This window comes from Shewanella sp. 10N.286.52.B9 (assembly GCF_002873635.1).
Classification (GTDB): domain Bacteria; phylum Pseudomonadota; class Gammaproteobacteria; order Enterobacterales; family Shewanellaceae; genus Shewanella.
Window position 1 is genome coordinate 28,686 of sequence record NZ_MCTY01000194.1, and the last position, 19,281, is coordinate 47,966.

Below are 19,281 nucleotides of genomic sequence, written 5' to 3' on the forward strand. Positions count from 1 at the left end.
ACGAAAGATAAACGACTGTACTCGCAAAGAAAGCTGAGACTCAGTCCCTTTTATAACGTGGAAGTAAAAATGGAATCAACAGACAAGTTGACCGACACCAACGCAGTTTTAGCGTATTTATATGAAACATTTCCTTTATGCTTTATTGCAGAAGGTGAAACTAAGCCATTAAAAATTGGGTTGTTTCAAGATTTAGCTGCTAGGTTGGCTGATGATTCTAAAGTAAGTAAAACACAATTACGTGTAGCACTTAGACGTTATACAAGCAGCTGGCGCTACTTGAAAGGCGTTAAAGCGGGTGTTCAACGTATCGATCTTGACGGTCAAGATTGTGGCGAATTGGAGCAAGAACATATTGACCACGCTCAACAAACGTTGAAAGAAGGTCAAGAAAAAGCCAAAGCTAAGCGTCAAGCTGTAGCGGCTAAAGCGGCCCCTAAAAAGCCAGCAAGAAAACCTGCAGCTAAAGCGCCGGTTAAAAAAGACCGTCCAGCTAAGCCTGCAAAACCTGCCGCACCTAAAATTAATTATGTTGCTGCTAAATTTGACGAGCTTAAGCAAAAACAACGTGTTAGTGTCAAGTTAGGGCAAAACCCTGTACCTGGTGTTATCACTGACATCAAGAAAGAAGATATCCATGTACAGCTTGATACTGGATTAATCGTAAAAGTTCGTGCAGAGCATATTTTATTATCGTGATCATTTAAGGAGTAACTTGTTGATGCGAAAACTCACTTTGGCTGCGTCGATTGCCACTTTATTTGTCGGTTTTTCGGCTTGGGCAATAACACCAACGATTCAAATCAACGAGTTACCTAAACTTGAGCAAGAGCCTCAACACAAGGTTGCGAGTAAAAGGGTAACGAATTTATTTACTCGTTCTCACTATCATCGCTTTGAACTTGATGATGCTTTTTCTGAGTTGATTTACGAAAGATATTTGCAACAACTTGATTTTCGTCGCAATGTTCTAACTCAAGCTGATGTTGATACTTTTAAACAGTATCAGCATTCGTTTGACGATATGGTCAAATCTGGCAATATCGAACCCGCCTTTGATATGTACTCCTTAGTGCAAAAACGTCGTTATGAACGTTTTGCTTATGCGCTTACTTTACTTGATAAAGAATTCGACTTTACCGAAGCCGGCGATGCTTACGAGTTTGATCGTGAAGAAGCTGCTTGGCCAAAAGATGAAGCTGAGCTCAATGAGCTATGGCGTCAACGAGTTAAATATGACGCACTGAATCTAAAACTTGCTGGTAAAGATTGGAAAGAAACCGTCGAAGTATTAGGCAAGCGCTATAACAATGCCATCAAGCGTTTAAGTCAAACACAAAGCGAGGATGTATTCCAAGGTGTGATGAATGCCTTTGCTCGCACGGTAGAGCCTCATACCAGTTACTTGTCTCCTCGTAATGCAGAACGTTTCCAAATGGAAATGAACTTAAGCCTTGAAGGTATTGGCGCTGTACTGCAAATGGATGATGACTATACTATTATTAAAAGTTTAGTTGCTGGTGGCCCCGCTGCTACCAGTGAAAAATTATCACCTGAAGATAAAATTATTGGCGTAGGCCAAAAAGACGGTGAAATTGTTGATGTTATCGGTTGGCGATTAGACGATGTTGTAGAGTTAATTAAAGGCCCAAAAGGCAGTGAAGTTAACTTACAAATTTTACCTAAAAAAGGTGGCGCCAATGCAAAAGCATTTGAAGTGACCATTATCCGCGACAAAATTCGTTTAGAAGATCGCGCAGCAACATCAAAAGTGATTGAGCCAACAGAAGGCGACTATGCCAACCGTAAAGTCGGTGTGATTCAAATTCCTGGTTTTTACATGAACTTGTCAGTTGATGTAGAAAAAGAATTGGTTAAATTAAAAGAGCAAAACGTTGAAGGCGTTATCATTGATTTACGTCGCAATGGCGGCGGAGCCTTAACAGAAGCCACATTATTAACCGGTTTGTTTATTGATATGGGCCCAGTGGTTCAGATTCGTGATGCCAACGGCCGAGTTACTCAAAACCGCGATAATGATGGCAAGAGCGCATATGATGGCCCATTAACTGTCATGGTTGATCGTTATAGTGCATCAGCGTCTGAAATTTTTGCAGCGGCATTGCAAGATTACGATAGAGCCTTAATTGTTGGTGAAGCTAGTTTTGGTAAAGGTACAGTGCAGCAGCACAAAAGCCTTGGCAGAATTTATGACATGTACGACAAACCAATTGGTCACGTGCAATACACCATTGCTAAGTTTTATCGCATAAATGGTGGCAGTACCCAACTTAAAGGTGTGACACCCGATATTATGTTCCCAAGTGCATTAGAGCCGGGTGAATATGGTGAATCTGAAGAGAAGAATGCACTGCCATGGGACAAGGTGCCTGTCGCGCAATACGGCACCTTAGGCAATATCAAGCCAGAGCTAATTACTAAGCTTGATGAAAAGCATCAGCAACGTATTAAAGCAGACGTTGAATTTGGCTATATCTTTGAAGATATCGCTGAATTTAAGAAGCATCATGATGATAAAACCATTTCATTAGTTGAAAGTGAGCGAATCGCTTCCCGTGAAGATGATGATAAGCGCTTACTTGATAGAACCAATGAACGCCGTGTTAAAAATGGTTTAGAACCATTAGCCTCTTTAGATGACGATGAAGAAATCGAAGACGGTGCAGATACTAGCATTGAGGCAACTGAAGTGGCACAAGCAAATGAGGCTGACGAAGAAACTGAAGACGAGTTAGTTGTGCCAGATGCTTTCTTAGACGAAACAGCATTAATCACCTTAGATATGGTTGATGCAAAGAAACTCGCAGTGAAGTAAACTTTATTTCGTGCCAAAAAAACGCGCTCTAAGCGCGTTTTTTATTAAGTGAATTTTAGCTCTAACAAGAGCAGTGTTATTCAAGGATTACCTATGACTCAAGCACAAGCAAAACATCTTAAAGATTATAAATCACCTTTATTTACCATTAGTCATATTGCATTAGATTTTGACTTAAAAGGTGCTGAAACTCAGGTCGTTGCAACGAGTAAAGTTCAAAGAGTTGGTGAGCACAAAGACGCTTTGCATTTAGTCGGTGAGCAAATACAGTTAACCTCAGTATTGATTAACGGTCAAAAAGCTAACTATAAAGTAGACAGCAATGAGCTTATCATTGACACCGAGCTATCTGAGTTTGAATTAACTGTTGTGACTAAACAAGATCCTGAAGCTAACTCAAGCCTAGAAGGTTTGTATATGTCCGATGGCGCTTATTGCACTCAGTGTGAAGCAGAAGGCTTTAGACGAATTACTTATTTCCTTGATCGCCCCGATGTTTTAGCCATTTATAGCGTCAGAATCGAAGCAGATAAAGCAGCGTTTCCGTTTTTATTGAGTAATGGTAATTTAGTCGAGCAGGGCACTTGTGCTGATGAAAGTCGCCACTTTGTTCGTTGGCAAGATCCTTTCCCAAAACCGAGCTACTTATTTGCGTTAGTTGCAGGCGATTTTGATTTATTAGAAGATAAATTTATCACCCGTAGTGGAAGAGAAGTAAAGCTACAAGTATTTGTGGATAAAGGTAATTTACATAAAGCCAACCACGCCATGGTGTCATTGCAAAAGTCGATGGCATGGGATGAGTCGCGTTTTGATTTAGAGTATGACTTAGATATCTACATGATAGTCGCGGTAGATTTTTTCAACATGGGTGCAATGGAAAATAAAGGCCTCAATGTATTTAATACCAAGTATGTATTAGCAGATACCGCCAGCGCGACAGATGAAGACTATCATGGCATTGAATCCGTTGTTGGGCATGAGTATTTCCATAACTGGACAGGTAACCGAGTGACTTGTCGTGATTGGTTCCAATTAAGCCTTAAAGAAGGGCTCACGGTATTTAGAGATCAAGAATTTAGTTCCGATTTAGGTTCTCGCGCTGTTAACCGCATTCAAGCTATTCGTGTCATGAAAAATCAACAGTTTGCCGAAGATGCTGGACCTATGTCACATCCTATTCGCCCTGAATCTGTCATTGAAATGAATAACTTCTATACCGTGACCGTTTATAACAAAGGCGCAGAAGTCATTCGCATGATGCACACCATTTTAGGTGAAGCTAAATTCCAGCTAGGAATGAAGTGTTATTTTGAGCGTCATGATGGTCAAGCTGTAACCTGCGATGACTTTGTCAACGCGATGGAAACAGCAAGCGGAATCGATTTGTCTCAATTTAGACGCTGGTATAGGCAAGCAGGCACTCCGGTGCTTAAAGTAACAGATCACTATAATGCTGCGACTAAGCAATATTCACTGACTGTTGCACAATCTGTGATGTCTAACGGTGTTGCAGGGGAGGTATTACATATCCCGTTCAGCATTGAGCTACTCGATACTCAAGGTCAGTCAGTTGCTAATACCGTGTTAGATGTAAAACAAGCACAGGAAACCTTTGTATTTGACAATATTGCGTCAGCGCCAATTCCATCATTATTACAAGACTTTTCAGCGCCAGTAAGACTTGATTATCAATTTAATGTTGATCAGTTAGTGCACTTAACGCGCTACGCATCAAGCGAAGTGGCTCGCTGGGAAGCATCTGTTGGGTTATTTAGCCAAGCCGTGTGGCAAAACGTCGCCAGTCTTGAAGCGAAAGAAACGATGCATTTAGATGCCAGAGTCATTGAAGCTGTTAGAGGAATTATCCTCGATGAAAGCATCGATAAAGCGCTAGTGGCTGAGATTTTGGCATTCCCAAGTGCTGCAGCATTAATTGAACAAGTAGAGACAGTGAACTTAGATGCCTTGGCGGCTGCAAGAGAGTTTGTGGTTAATGAAATCGCAGAGTCTTGTTTAGACGAGCTGGTAACGCGCTATCGTAGCTTGATTAATGAAGATAATGCAGCAAGTCGTGCATTTAAGAATATTTGCTTAAGTTTGTTGTCTAAAGTGTCTTCTGAATATGAAGACTTGGTGATTAACCAATATCAGCAAGCTTCAAATATGACAGATAGCTTAGGCGCATTAAAAGCGGCAGTCTCGGGCCAGTTGACTTGTCAGCAGTCATTAATGCAAGATTTTGAGCAAAAGTGGCTAAAAACGCCGCTAGTGATGGATAAGTGGTTTAGCTTACAAGCCTCGCAAAATTCCGCAGATGTGTTGGAGGTTATTAAAGGGCTCACTGAGCATGAAAGTTTTAGTTTCAATAACCCTAATCGCGTACGCTCATTAATTGGATTTTTCGTAGCGGCAAACACCTATCAATTCCATGATGCTTCAGGTAAAGGTTACCAGTATCTCACTGATGTGTTGATCAAGCTTAACGAGTTAAACCCACAAATAGCGGCAAGAATGATCACTCCGCTTATTCAATTCAGCAAGTTTGACGAAAACCGTCAGCAACTGATGAAAGCATCGTTACAGCGATTAAAAGCATTACCGAATTTATCGAAAGATTTATTCGAGAAAGTTGAAAAGGCGTTAGAGCAAGCTTAACTATCGTTTATAACAATTAACGCCCACAAGGGTTTAAGTAAATTATTGTGGGCTTTTTTATAGGGTTTTACCGAGTCATCATGGAATTTTATTTTTCAATATATGTAAGCTTTAATGATTTTCTGCCTTTTTACCAGGGCGTGGTAAAAAACGTCGAAGTTCTAGACCGTAACGGCAAAGTATTACATATAAATGGTAAGTATTTCAGACCATTTGTAACGGCCTCAGGCATCCATGGCAGTTTCATTTTACACCTCAATACCTCAGGTAATTTCATTTCACTAAACAAGATTTAGAGTATTTACTTCAAACGGTCGATTGATTAGAGGGTGTTAAATTAGCTGGAATTATCACCTCTAACTTATTGAAAGTTAACAATTACATTTAAAGTTTACTCACGGCTCATATATTTAAGCCATTCAATTCAAATCAGTCTGACTTTTTTTACCCATAAAATCATCTAACTGCACCAATTCATTCATAAATTTTCTTTTTTTTGAACTTGCCGAATCATGTTAATTGCTGTAACAATGGTGTTGCCTGTAGGCTAACAAAATGTTGGTTTAAATCCTATAACAACGAATCCGGCAGGTTACGGAGAGAAGCAAAATGAATATTGTTAAAAGACGCTTTAACAAGTCGGCACTCGCTTTGGGGGTGGTGTCGGCATTAACTTTGGGGATGAGCAGTAGCGTTAATGCTGTTTCATTTGATTGGGGAGAAGTACGCGGTACTTTCGATTCTACTTGGACTGTCGGAGCTAGCTGGCGTGTGTCTGATAGAGATTGGGAAGGACAGATCGGTAAGGTCAACCAACCTCAAATGGATTGGTCTAATTACTCTGCCTTTGGTGGGGCTTTTGGCGAAACACCCATCTATACTACGGCTCAAATTTGGGACCAAGCAGGTTCTTACTCAAGTAACAACGACCTGAGTAACCTACTGTATTCGAAAGGGGATACCACCTCTGAACGTTTCAAAGGGTTACATGAACTGTCACTAGAGTATAAAAATTTCGGTTTGTTTGTTCGTGGTATGTACTTCTACGATACTAAAATCAGCGATGGTGATTATGACTTTAATGACCCGCTAACTGGCAAAGAATTTGATCCGTGTGAAGATAGCCGCGCATCAGAAGTGCAATGTAAAGACATTCGCTTATTAGATGCTTTTGTATACGGTAATTTCGATTTAAATGATGGCAAAAACCCATTATCAGTCCGTGTGGGTAACCAAGTTGTATCTTGGGGGGAAAGCACCTTAATACCTCATGGTATTGGTGTGATTAACCCAGTCGATTTAAATATTCTCAATGCACCGGGTGCCGAGCTTAAAGAAGCATTTCGTCCGCAAGGCATGGTGTGGGCTTCATTAGGTCTAACTGAAAATTTAAACGTTGAAGCTTATTACCAATATGATTGGGAGCCAATTTGGGTACCAACACCTGGTTCTAACTTCGCGACAAACGATTTTGCTGGTTTTGGCGGTTATAGCCAAAATGCACAGTTAGGTTTTAACGCTAACCCTGATATTAATCTTGAATTCTTAATGTCTGAATATGCTTCACTTTATGGTGCAGCTGCTGCAGCTAATTTTGACCCTGCATTCGCTGCTTATATGGTGCCATACGCAACTAAAGTTGCGTTAATTCAGGATGAAGAAGAGCCTGCAGATGATGGCCAATATGGTATCAAACTAGGTTATTACGCGCCTAATTTCGGTGAAACTGAATTTGGCTTGTATTACATGAATTACCATAGTCGCCGCCCTATCATCAGTGGTACAGCATCAAACTTTACCAGTGAAGCTGTGGCTCGTGATTATGGCCGTTTAGCTGCAAGTGGCGGTGAAATTGACCGCGAACTTATGCTAAGCATGGAAACATTTACTAAAGCACAAATTGTTTACCCTGAAGATATTCAATTATATGGCGCAAGTTTTAACACTTTAGTGGGCGACACCTCAGTAGCTGGTGAAGTATCTCATCGTATTGATGAGCCTTTACAAATTGATGATGTTGAATTGTTATTTGCTGGTATGCCTGAGCAGCTTGCAAATGCAGGACTTCGTCCTGATCTAGAAGGCCTATCGCAAATCGAAGGCGTACAGCCCGGTGAGACTATTGATGGTTTCATTTTATCTGATACCACTCAAGCTCAGTTCACTTTAACCCATTTATTTGGTCCAACTTGGGGGACAGATAATTTAGTGATGCTCGCTGAGGTTGGCGGCGTGTGGATCCATGACATGCCAGGATTTGATGAGCTACGTTTAAATGGCCCAGGAACAGCTCGTTCTGGTGGCAATCCTGATATGCCAGGCATTATCGAAGCACTGCATGATGGTCCTGAAACTAATCCGTTCCCTACTGATTTTGCTTGGGGATATCGTTTAGTTGCTAAGGCTGACTTTAACAATGTCTTTGCCGGTGTGAATATGTCACCTCGGGTGATTTTCTCTCACGATGTTGACGGTATTACACCAGATCCAATGTTCTTATTTACTGAAGGGCGTAAGTCTGTGGCTGTTGGTCTAAACTTTGACTATCGCAGTCGCTGGGGGGCAGATCTGTCCTATAACAGCTTCTTTGGTGGCGTAGGCACAACTAATGCAATGACTGATAGAGATTATGTCTCTTTCAACGTCAAGTATTCGATCTAAAAGGATAATAATAATGAAGAAACTGACGATATTATCGGCTGCTGTCATGTTATCGCTGACTGCACCAGTAGCGATGGCGAAAGTATCAGAAGCCGAAGCTGCAAAATTAGGTACTGAATTAACACCGTTAGGGGCAGTTAAAGCAGGTAATGAAGATGGGTCTATTCCTGCATGGGATAACGGCATTACATCAGCACCAGCAGGGTATGAAAAGGGCATGCATCACCCAGATCCTTTTCCAAGCGATAAAGTACTGTTTACCATTACTAATGCTAACAAAGCACAATATGCTGAGTTTTTAACACCGGGTCAGGTTAAGTTATTTGAACTGTATCCAGATACCTACAAAATGAATGTCTATGAGACTCGTCGTACAGCGTCTGTGCCTCAGTATGTTTATGATGCAACTAAAGCTAATGCGTTGAACGCTGAATTAGTTTCAAATGGTAATGGCGTGAGTGGAGCATCTATTGGTGTGCCATTTCCAATCCCATCAACTGGTTTAGAGGTTATTTGGAACCATATTTTGCGTTACCGCGGTGTTGATGTGGAAACTTATCGTAGCCAAGCTTCACCAACAAAAAGTGGCGCTTACACCTTGATCGAAACCGCTGAAGAGATCCGTTTTGAATATAGCCGTCCAGAGATCACGCTAGATAAACTCGCTGAAACGAATACCTTGTTTTTCTTTAAACAAGTTGTTCGTCAGCCTGCACGTCTTGCTGGTACTGCATTGTTAGTTAAAGAAACCATGGATCAAGAAGCATTACCTCGTCAAGCATGGACTTATAACACTGGCCAACGCCGCGTGCGTAAAGCGCCAAATGTTGCTTTTGATACGCCGGGTACTGTTTCAGATGGTTTAAGAACCACAGATGATTTTGACATGTTCAACGGCTCGCCAGTGCGTTATAACTGGGAACTCGTTGGTAAGAAAGAAGTTTATATCCCTTACAATGATTACAAACTTCATTCTGATGCACTTGAATATGATCAAATCCTAAAACCTGGTCATATCAATCCTGAGTATGCTCGTTGGGAAAAACACCGTGTTTGGGAAGTAAAAGCAACTCTTAAAGACGGTATGCGTCATATCTATAAAACGCGTGTTTTCTATATTGATGAAGATTCATGGCAAGTATCGTTGACCGATATGTATGATAACCGTGATGAGCTTTATCGTGTAGGTACTGCACATTCTATCAACTACTATGAAGTTCCAACTCATTGGAGTACGTTAGAAATTTTCCACGATTTACAATCTCGTCGTTACTTGGCTATGGGATTAGATAACGAAGGCCGCATGTATAATTTTGATGCCAAGCTTTCTGAAGCTAATTTCACACCTGATGCGCTTCGTCGCGCAGGTATTCGCTAAGACCTTTATGGGGCGCATCATGCGCCCCAGCTATTCTTAAGGAAGTTTGTATGTCGTTTCGCACACTTCGCAATGTTGCCGTAATCAGTGTTAGCTGCTTTTTCGGTGTTGCATCAGCAAATGCTCAATTTGATCCTCTCAGCGTTCAACTCCAACCCCTCGCTCAATCATCTTTAGTTGTCGATATTGCTAAAGCTGGCGATAAGCTTGTTGCAGTGGGTGAACGTGGCCATGTATTAGTCAAACAACAACAATGGCAACAAGTTAGTACACCTGTTATCGCGCAGCTAACCAAAGTATTTTTTCTCGATGATATGCAAGGCTGGGCCGTTGGCCATGACGCAACCATCATTCATACCCAAGACGGTGGCTTAACTTGGGCCTTACAATTTCAGTCTCATGAGATTGAAAAACCGTTATTAGATATCTTATTTTTTGATGATAAAAACGGTATAGCGGTTGGGGCATATGGCTTGTTTTATCGCACCGAGGATGGCGGTCAAAACTGGCAAGAAGAATTCCATGAAGAGTTATTATTCGAAGAAGATATTGGTTATTTAGCGGATTTAAAAGCTGAAGATGAAGCGCTGTATTTATCTGAACGTGCCGCACTATTACCTCATTTTAACCGCATTATTCAATTAGCTGACAATAGTTTATTAATGGTTGGTGAACTTGGACTAGTGGCCACATCAATTGATAATGGTAAAACCTTTAGTGCACAAGATTTTGTTTATGACGGTTCAATGTTTAATGCCATTGAAACAGATAGCAATATCTTTTTGATGGGGCTTCGTGGACATGTTTTTGTAACCGATAAACAATTTTCACAATGGAGTGAAATTGAATTACCGGTCAAGTCAACAATACATAACGCCTTTATCAACCCTGATGGCTCACTATACCTAGTGGGTAATGCTGGCATGATTATCCAACTTAATAACGAACTTGAGGCTAAGGTCATTGCTCGTAGACAAGGTGAAAACATTGTTACTGTAGCCAGTGACAACCAAGGCGAACTTTGGTTTGCAGGTACTAAAGGCTTATTTCAACTTAAGTAAACATCACAAAATGATAACTATAAATAAAACAACAATAATAGGGCCGATAAGATGTTAGAAAAACTGGTCAATGGATTTGAAAGTTACCTCTTTAGACACAGGATGTGGGTAATATTTTCATTTATATTAATTACCTTCTTTCTAGGTTACCAAGCTAGCCAATTAAAAATGGATGCCGCTTTTAGTAAGAATATTCCATTAAATCATGAATACATGAAAACCTATACTAAGCATCAAAAAGATTTTGGTGGTGCCAATAGGATCATGGTTGCAGTAGAAGATACCAGTGGTAATATTTTTAACCCAGAGTATTTTGAAACCCTCAAAAATGTACATGATCAACTCTTTTTCATTCCTGGGGTTGAGCGCTCTCAAGTTAAGTCATTGTATTCACCTTCGACTCGATTTACTGAAGTTGTTGAAGATGGTTTTGCTGGCGGCCCTGTGATACCTGCAGACTTTCGAAATGATGACTATGGCTTAAATACTGTCAGAGACAATATTGAAAAAGCCGGTATTGTTGGCCGTTTGGTATCCAATGATTATTCATCAGCTATGTTAACAGCTCAGTTAATGGAGTTTGTGGCAAAAACTGACGAAGAAATGGCTGCTTCTGAAGGCGCTGAAAAAGATGTTACTTTTAAGCCGTTAAATACAATTCAATTTGCTCAGCAACTTGAAAATGAATTACGCGCTAAATATGAAACCGATACCATCAAAATCCATATTATTGGTTTTGCTAAAATGGCTGGTGATGTAGCTGAAGGCGCTAAGGGCGTGCTGCTGTTTTTCTTGATTGCTATCGCAATCACAGCTGTGATGGTTTATTTATTTTCTAAGTCATTAATGCTGACGATTTTGCCTTTAGTATGCAGCTTAATTGCGGTGGTGTGGCAACTTGGGTTGTTAACAGTAGTAGGTTTTGGTTTAGATCCAATGTCAATTCTTGTACCATTTTTGGTGTTTGCAATTGGCGTAAGCCATGGGGTACAAATGATTAATGCGGTTAGGCGCCGTGTTGGTGATGGACAAGCCACTAAAGCTGCAGCTGCATCCGCGTTTCGTAGTTTATTAGTACCAGGCGGTATTGCATTATTATCAGACACCGTTGGCTTTTTAACCTTACTTGCAATCGATATCGGTATTATTAGAGAGTTAGCGATATCGGCATCATTAGGTGTTGCTGTTATTATTTTGACCAATTTAATTTTATTGCCACTGGTTATTTCTTACACCAACATCAAACCGGTTCAAGAGAATAAAGCGCAAAAAGATAAAATTGAAGGGATTTGGCGTAGCTTATCTAAATTTGCCACTCCTAAATATGCTGTCATTGTGCTGATTTGTACTGCACTGTTATATGCTTTTGGCTTGCAACAAGCCAGTAATATGAAAATAGGTGACCTTCAAGGCGGTGCGCCGGCATTGCATCTTGATTCAAGATACAACCAAGATACTTTTTATATTACTGATAATTATTCAATTACCACTGATTATATGACGGTGATTGTTGAAGCAACCCCTGAAGCCTGTACCTATCATTCCATATTAGCTGAGATCGATCAATTCGAATGGATGGTGGCCAATACCCCGGGAGTTGAATCAACAGCCAGTTTAGCGTCAGTGGCTAAGCAGGTTAATGCCGGCTTTAACGAAGGTAACCCTAAGTGGCAAATATTGCCAAGAACCACAGCAAGTTTAGTGCAAGCGGTAGGACGAGTACCAACGACATCAGGTTTATTAAACGGCAACTGTTCGGTGATGCCTATTTTCTTATTTTTGAAAGATCATAAGGCTGAAACCATTGAAGTGGTGATTGCTAAAGTCAAAGATGTAGCTGAAAAGCTCAATACCGAAACATTACAATTTAAACTGGCTTCTGGCCCTGTTGGTGTCATGGCTGCGACTAACGAAGCTGTTAGTGAAGCGCAGCTACCTATGATGATTTATGTTTATGGCGCTGTATTTATCCTATGTTTAATTAGCTTCAAATCACTTAAAGCGACGGTAGCAGTGATTGTGCCGTTATATGTGGTGTCGACATTAGCACAAGCATTAATGACTTGGCTTGATATCGGCCTTGCGGTGAGCACTTTACCGGTGATTGCATTAGGTGTTGGTATTGGTGTTGATTATGGTATTTATATTCTCTCGACTATGGCAGGTAAACTCAACAATGGCATGGCGGTGCAGCAAGCCTATTTTGAAGCGTTAATTGAGCGAGGCAGTGCGGTTATTTTTACCGGGCTTACTTTAGCCATCGGTGTGAGTACTTGGTTCTTTTCTGCGCTGAAATTCCAAATGGATATGGGAATTTTATTAACATTCATGTTTTTAGTGAATATGTTGGGAGCGATAATTATTTTGCCCGCATTATCAGCCGTTTTCTGGCGCAAACCCAAGTAAGTTAAAGGGTTTATAAATTAAAGAGGAGCTTAGCTCCTTTTTTTTTTTGCATAGTTAGTCTATCTAAACGCTTGATTGGTCAATTAGTGACTATAATTCTTGAATTAACAAGGGTTTTAGAGGATCTACCACTAAAATTTAGCTCGAAATAGCATGAAATTAGTAATAAACTTTGCGGCAGATCTCAGTTTAAGACGGGATCAACAAGCCGAAGCATCCAATATAATGATAAAAGCGCTGCCATAAACGCTTAAGGAAACTGCAACATGGCCTTTAAAGATGCAATGCCTTCAGTACTACTAGAAAATGTAGTCAATTTAATTCATAAAAAAATCCCTAATACTCAAGCAAAACAAGTTGAGCAATTTGCCCATTGTATATACGCACATATGTCAGAAGACGACTTAAACGCTCGTAATGACAGCGATTTGTATGGCGCAGTATTAAGTCTTTGGAATGCCTTAAACAAATCTGCTGCAACCAATACCCACATTCGGGTATTTAATCCAAGTCAGTCAAAACATGGCTGGCAGTCAAGTCATAGTATTATCGAAATTATACAGCCTGATATGCCATTCTTGGTTGATTCAGTTGCTATGGCGTTAAATCGTATGGGGATTACTGCTCATATGATGCTGCACACACCAATGGCGTTGGTGCGTGAAAAAGAATTAGTTAAAGAAGTGTCTTTTATTAAAGATGCTGATGAAAACACAGAAAATGTTGCGGTGTTTTTGATTGAAATTGATCGCCAAAGCAGTGAAGCCGATATTAAAGCCATTGGTAAAGAACTTGAATCAGTTTTTGCTGATGTGGTGTCGTCAGTCGTTGATTGGCAAAAAATGTCTGACAAATTGTCAGAAACAGTAAAATTATTACCTAAGCAGCCTTTTCCAGGCGCGAAATGTGAAAAAGAAGAAGCAATTAGCTTTTTAACCTACCTAAATAATCATCACTTCACCCTACTAGGTTACCGCTATTATGAGTTAAAGCGTGTTGAAGGTGATGTTGAGTTAGTACCTGATTTAGATTCAAGTTTAGGATTAATGAGCCGCTCTGTTAATAAAAACGGCGAGCGTGGCTTATTACTGTCTTCGCTTTCTCAATCAGCAAGAAAAGAAGCTCTAGATGAGAGTCTGTTAGTGCTGACTAAAAGCTCGACTAAAAGCCGAGTTCATAGGCCCGCTTATGTGGATTACATCGGTATTAAACGCTTTGATAAAAAAGGTAACGTGATTGGAGAAGATCGCTTTTTAGGTCTTTACGCGTCCAATCTTTATAACCGTAGCCCCAGAGAAATACCGCTGTTAGCTGAAAAAGTTGAACGGATTATGGAGCGCTCAGGTCTAGCACCACGTTCACATGACTACAAAGCGTTGATGAATACCCTTGAGAATTTACCTCGTGATGAGTTAATTCAATCTAAAGAAGATGAATTAGCCAGCGTTGCTCGTGGTGTATTACATATGCAAGACCGTGACAAATTAAAAGTATTTGTTCGTAAAGACGGTTTTGGCCGATTTTTGTCCTGTTTGGTGTATGTTTCAAAAGATCGCTACAACACTAAATTACGTCAAGACACTCAACGTATTTTAGCGCAGCATTTTAACAGCACTGAAGATGTTGAATTTACCACTTATTTCTCAGAATCGACTTTAGCGCGTACGCACTACATCGTGAAAGTTGATAATAATAATATGGATGTCGATGTGGCTGCTATTGAGAAAAACCTAATTGAAGCGGCGCGCTCTTGGGAAGATAAATTACAGAGTTCATTAACTAACTCATTAGGTGAGCAATCGGGTACTGGCTTAGTTAAACGTTACCTCAATGCGTTTTCACCAAGCTATAAAGAAGATGTATTGCCGAGTTCAGCCGTGGTCGATATTCAGCACCTTGAAGCGTTGAATGACGAGCATAAACTAGGCATGCTATTTTATCAGCCGCAAGAAACAGCCTTAAATGATAATAAAGTACGTTTAAAGTTGTTCCATAAAGATGAACCGATACATCTGTCTGATGTACTGCCAATGTTAGAAAACTTTGGATTACGGGTCATCAATGAGCGTCCATATGAAGTGAAAACTGAAGATGGTGCCACCTATTGGATCCTTGATTTCTTAATGATGGTGCAGGGCGCAGCAATTGAAAACTTGGCAGATAGCCAAGATCGATTCCAAAATGCGTTATCTCAAGTATGGCAAAAGAAACTTGAAGATGATGGCTTTAACCGCATGGTGTTGGCAACCAGCCTTACTGGCCGTGAAGTATCTATTTTACGTGCTTATGCCAAATATATGCGTCAAATAGATGCAACATTTAGCCAATCATATATCGAAGAAACCTTTAATCGTTATCCGCAAATTGCTGATTTATTAGTTAAAATGTTTATTCGTAAGTTTAACCCTAAACTTAAAACCCGCACTCTCAGTAAATTTTATGAGCAAATCGATTTACGCCTAGAAGATGTCTCTAGCCTTGATGATGACCGCATTATTCGCCGTTACTTAGATTTGATTAACGCAACGCTGCGTACCAACTTCTATCAAACGATTAACGATGTTGATGTTAAATCTTATATCTCATTCAAGTTTTTACCTGAAGATATTCCTGAGATGCCGCGTCCATTGCCAAAATTTGAAATCTTTGTGTATTCACCAAGGTTTGAAGGGGTGCATTTGCGTGGTGGTAAAGTCGCTCGTGGTGGCTTACGTTGGTCAGATCGTCGTGAAGATTTCCGTACTGAAGTACTAGGCTTGGTCAAAGCGCAACAAGTTAAAAATACCGTGATTGTTCCTGTTGGTGCAAAAGGCGGTTTTGTGTGTAAGCAGCTGCCTACAGACGGCGGCCGTGAAGCCTTCTTTAACGAAGGGCAAGCGTGTTACCGCTTATTCATTCGCGGGTTATTGGACATCAGTGACAATATCATCGAAGGCAATGTTGTACCGCCAAAAGATGTGGTTCGTCATGACGAAGATGATGCCTATTTAGTGGTTGCAGCCGATAAAGGCACTGCAACATTCTCCGATATTGCCAACGAAATCGCCATTGAATACAACTTTTGGTTAGGTGATGCATTTGCATCTGGCGGCAGTAATGGTTATGACCATAAGAAAATGGGCATTACCGCCAAAGGGGCTTGGGAGTCTGTCAAACGTCACTTCCGTGAAGAAGGCATCGATTGTCAAACTACCGACTTTACCTGTCTGGCAATTGGCGACATGGCTGGTGATGTATTTGGTAATGGCATGTTGTTATCCCGTCATACTAAGTTAGTGGCGGCATTTAACCATATGCATATCTTCATCGATCCCAATCCTAATGTTGAAACCAGTTATATCGAGCGTGAGCGTTTATTTAATTTACCGCGTTCAAGTTGGGAAGATTACAATACCAAGCTAATGTCAAAAGGCGGGGTAGTATTCCAACGTTCAGCTAAGTCATTAAAATTGACTAAAGAAATCAAGCTGATGCTGGATACTACCGAAAACACCATGACGCCAAATCAACTCATGCAAGCATTGCTAAAAATGCGTGTAGATTTAATTTGGAATGGCGGTATTGGTACCTACGTTAAGGCGACGACTGAAACTCATGCTGAAGTTGGCGATCGTGCTAATGACGCTATTCGAGTCAACGGTAATGAACTCAACGCTAAAATCATTGGTGAAGGTGGCAACTTAGGTGCAACCCAATTGGGTCGTATTGAATTTGCAGCCAATGGTGGCCGAGTCAATACTGATTTTGTTGACAATGTCGGTGGGGTTGATTGTTCAGACAACGAAGTGAACATCAAAATCTTACTTAATACTATTGTTGCAGACGGTGAACTTACGGTTAAACAGCGTAACCGTCTGTTAGAGTCAATGACAGATGAAGTCGGTGAGATTGTTCTGCAAGACTGTAACGATCAAACCCGCACCATTTCTGTGACTCTGGCACATGGTGTTGCTCAGTTAAAAGAGCATATCCGATACATTCAATATCTTGAAAAAGATGGCAAATTAGATCGTGCCCTAGAATTTTTACCAACAGATGATGAGTTAGCCGATCGCTTAGTAAATAACCGTGCACTGACTCGTCCAGAGCTATCAGTATTGGTTGCTTATGGCAAAATGGTCCTAAAAGAGCAATTGGTCACCGCTGAAATCACTGAAGATAGTTTTTTAAGTAAATTGCTAACGAACTATTTCCCGCAGCAATTGAAAGATAAATATGCAGATAAGATGATTTCGCATCCTTTGCGCGGTGAAATTATTGCAACCTCATTAGCCAATGAATTGGTTAATGATATGGGCTTTAACTTTGTACAGCGTATGCAAGATGAGACCGGTGCCTCAGTTGCTGAAGCGGCAATTTGCTACACTATGGCTCGAGAAATATTTAGCTTAACTGAACTAACACAGTCAATTACTAAGCTTAATGGAATTGTGTCTGCTGACGTTCAAAGTGAAATGTTGCACCAATTACGTCGTAACATGCGCAGAGCGTGTCGCTGGTTAATTCGTCACCGCAAGAAAGGTGAAAATATTGAGCAAACTGTAGCATTCTTCAAACCTGTGTTTGATGAATTAAAAGCTAATGTTGATCAATATATGATTTCTGCAGAAGTTATGGCTATTTCAACTGAAATTAAATTACTCCAGGAACAGCAAGTACCAGAGTCTTTAGCGCATGTTATCGCTAAAATGAGTACCTTATTCTCAGCATTAGATATTGCTCAAATTGCCCAACTTGAGGACAAATCAGTAAAACTGGTTGCTGAAACGTATTTCAGATTAGGTGCAAAAGTTGAATTACATTGGTTCTTAGAACAGATTAGTATTCAACCAGTGTCCAATCATTGGCAAGGATTAGCCCGCGCAGCCTTCAGAGAAGAGTTAGATTGGCAACAGCGCTCATTAAGCTCTACAGTCCTTCGAGCCTGTACAGACTCTTGCGATGCAGATGTGATCATTAACCAGTGGATTGATAATAATCAAAAGTTGTTAGAACGCTGGTTTAACCTACTGACTGAATTTAAGGTGTCTCAAAGCCATGATTTTGCAAAATTCTCAGTGGCACTGCGAGAACTTAATTTATTGATCCTTCATTGCGAAGGACCGAGATAATTATTTATAATAAGTGAACGAGCCCTGGCGATAGCCGGGGCTTTTTTTAGGTTTAGGAGAAAGCATGTTTTTTTATAAAGTTGCACAAAAAGTAATGTTTCAGATGGATCCAGAGATCGCGCATAATATCGCTATCGGAAGTTTAAAAAATACTGGAAACAACCCTTTAAACCTATTTTACAGTCAAAAAGTTGCCTCAGCGCCTGTGACTTGTATGGGCATTAATTTTAAAAATCCAGTTGGCTTGGCGGCTGGATTGGATAAAGATGGCGAATCAATTGATGCATTTCATGCGATGGGATTTGGTCATATTGAAGTCGGTACGGTAACGCCTCGTCCACAACCGGGTAATGAACAACCGCGTTTATTTCGCTTAAAACCTGCAAAAGCAATCATTAATAGAATGGGTTTTAACAATAAAGGTGTAGATAATTTAGTCAGAAATTTAATGGCGAAGAAATCCGATATTATTGTTGGTGTAAATATTGGTAAAAATAAAGATACCCCAGTAGATGAAGGTAAGAATGATTATTTAATCTGCATGGAAAAAGTCTACCAATATTCGGATTATATCGCGGTAAATATCTCATCACCTAATACTCCAGGTCTACGTACGCTGCAATATGGTGAGTTATTAGACGATTTATTATCTTCATTAAAAGAAAAACAAACAGAACTCGCTAAAAAGTACAATAAGTATGTACCAATAGCACTAAAAATTGCCCCGGATTTAACCTCTGAAGAAATTGAAAAGATTGCTGAATCGCTATTAAAAAGTAAATTTGATGGAGCGATTGCGACAAATACCACTTTAACCCGTGATGCGGTTGTTGGCTTAGACAATGCTAACGAAGCGGGTGGCTTAAGTGGTAAGCCGTTGACGGATCTTTCTACTCAAGTGATCAGACAATTAGCGGGATATTTGAACGGTGAGATCCCGATTATTGGCGTCGGTGGAATAAATAGTGCCGAAGATGCCTTAGCTAAATTTGATGTAGGTTCAGAATTGGTACAGATATACACTGGCTTTATTTATCAAGGTCCGGGTTTAATAAACGATATTGTTAATGCTTATAAAGCTAAATAATATAAGTTGATCTAAAAATTAGTCTTTTGATCCAATAAATCAGATCTAATCAAGTTATAGCGATCGCAATCACGATCTTACGA

At 40.3% G+C, this 19,281-nt stretch carries 10 protein-coding genes; all 10 read left to right on the forward strand.

What is annotated here, in order from left to right; genetic code table 11:
* The first annotated feature begins 69 nt into the window (after window positions 1-69).
* The 10 genes from proQ (at window position 70) to pyrD (ending at window position 19,198) form a co-directional block, all read left to right on the forward strand.
* The gene (gene proQ, locus BCU91_RS14640) at window positions 70-699 is read left to right on the forward strand and encodes an RNA chaperone ProQ (RefSeq protein WP_102437829.1); all 630 of its coding nucleotides are present in this window, start codon (window positions 70-72) and stop codon (window positions 697-699) included.
* Between the two features lie 22 nt (window positions 700-721).
* Window positions 722-2,836 (forward strand): carboxy terminal-processing peptidase, encoded by a 2,115-nt coding sequence (gene prc, locus BCU91_RS14645; protein WP_198590479.1) that lies wholly within the window; start codon window positions 722-724, stop codon window positions 2,834-2,836.
* 93 nt (window positions 2,837-2,929) lie between these two features.
* Window positions 2,930-5,494 carry an aminopeptidase N gene (gene pepN, locus BCU91_RS14650; protein WP_102531771.1) on the forward strand — a complete coding sequence of 855 codons (2,565 nt, stop codon included), beginning with the start codon at window positions 2,930-2,932 and terminating at the stop codon, window positions 5,492-5,494.
* 80 nt (window positions 5,495-5,574) lie between these two features.
* Window positions 5,575-5,790, forward strand: coding sequence for a DUF2835 domain-containing protein (locus BCU91_RS14655; RefSeq protein ID WP_102437823.1), 216 nt, complete (start codon window positions 5,575-5,577; stop codon window positions 5,788-5,790).
* 313 nt (window positions 5,791-6,103) lie between these two features.
* Window positions 6,104-8,155, forward strand: coding sequence for a DUF1302 domain-containing protein (locus BCU91_RS14660; protein ID WP_102531772.1), 2,052 nt, complete (start codon window positions 6,104-6,106; stop codon window positions 8,153-8,155).
* Window positions 8,156-8,168: 13 nt separating this feature from the next.
* The gene (locus tag BCU91_RS14665) at window positions 8,169-9,533 is read left to right on the forward strand and encodes a DUF1329 domain-containing protein (RefSeq protein ID WP_102531773.1); all 1,365 of its coding nucleotides are present in this window, start codon (window positions 8,169-8,171) and stop codon (window positions 9,531-9,533) included.
* A gap of 50 nt (window positions 9,534-9,583) precedes the next feature.
* On the forward strand, window positions 9,584-10,594 hold the full coding sequence (locus BCU91_RS14670; RefSeq protein WP_102531774.1) for a YCF48-related protein: 1,011 nt from the start codon (window positions 9,584-9,586) through the stop codon (window positions 10,592-10,594).
* A gap of 51 nt (window positions 10,595-10,645) precedes the next feature.
* Window positions 10,646-13,000: an MMPL family transporter gene (locus BCU91_RS14675; RefSeq protein ID WP_102531775.1), complete on the forward strand. Its 2,355-nt coding sequence runs from the start codon at window positions 10,646-10,648 to the stop codon at window positions 12,998-13,000.
* A gap of 266 nt (window positions 13,001-13,266) precedes the next feature.
* A complete protein-coding gene (locus BCU91_RS14680) occupies window positions 13,267-18,111 on the forward strand; it encodes an NAD-glutamate dehydrogenase (protein WP_102531776.1) in 4,845 nt (1,614 codons plus the stop codon).
* A 64-nt stretch (window positions 18,112-18,175) separates the two neighbouring features.
* Window positions 18,176-19,198, forward strand: a complete 1,023-nt coding sequence (gene pyrD / locus BCU91_RS14685; RefSeq protein WP_102437812.1) for a quinone-dependent dihydroorotate dehydrogenase — start codon at window positions 18,176-18,178, stop codon at window positions 19,196-19,198.
* Window positions 19,199-19,281: the final 83 nt, after the last annotated feature.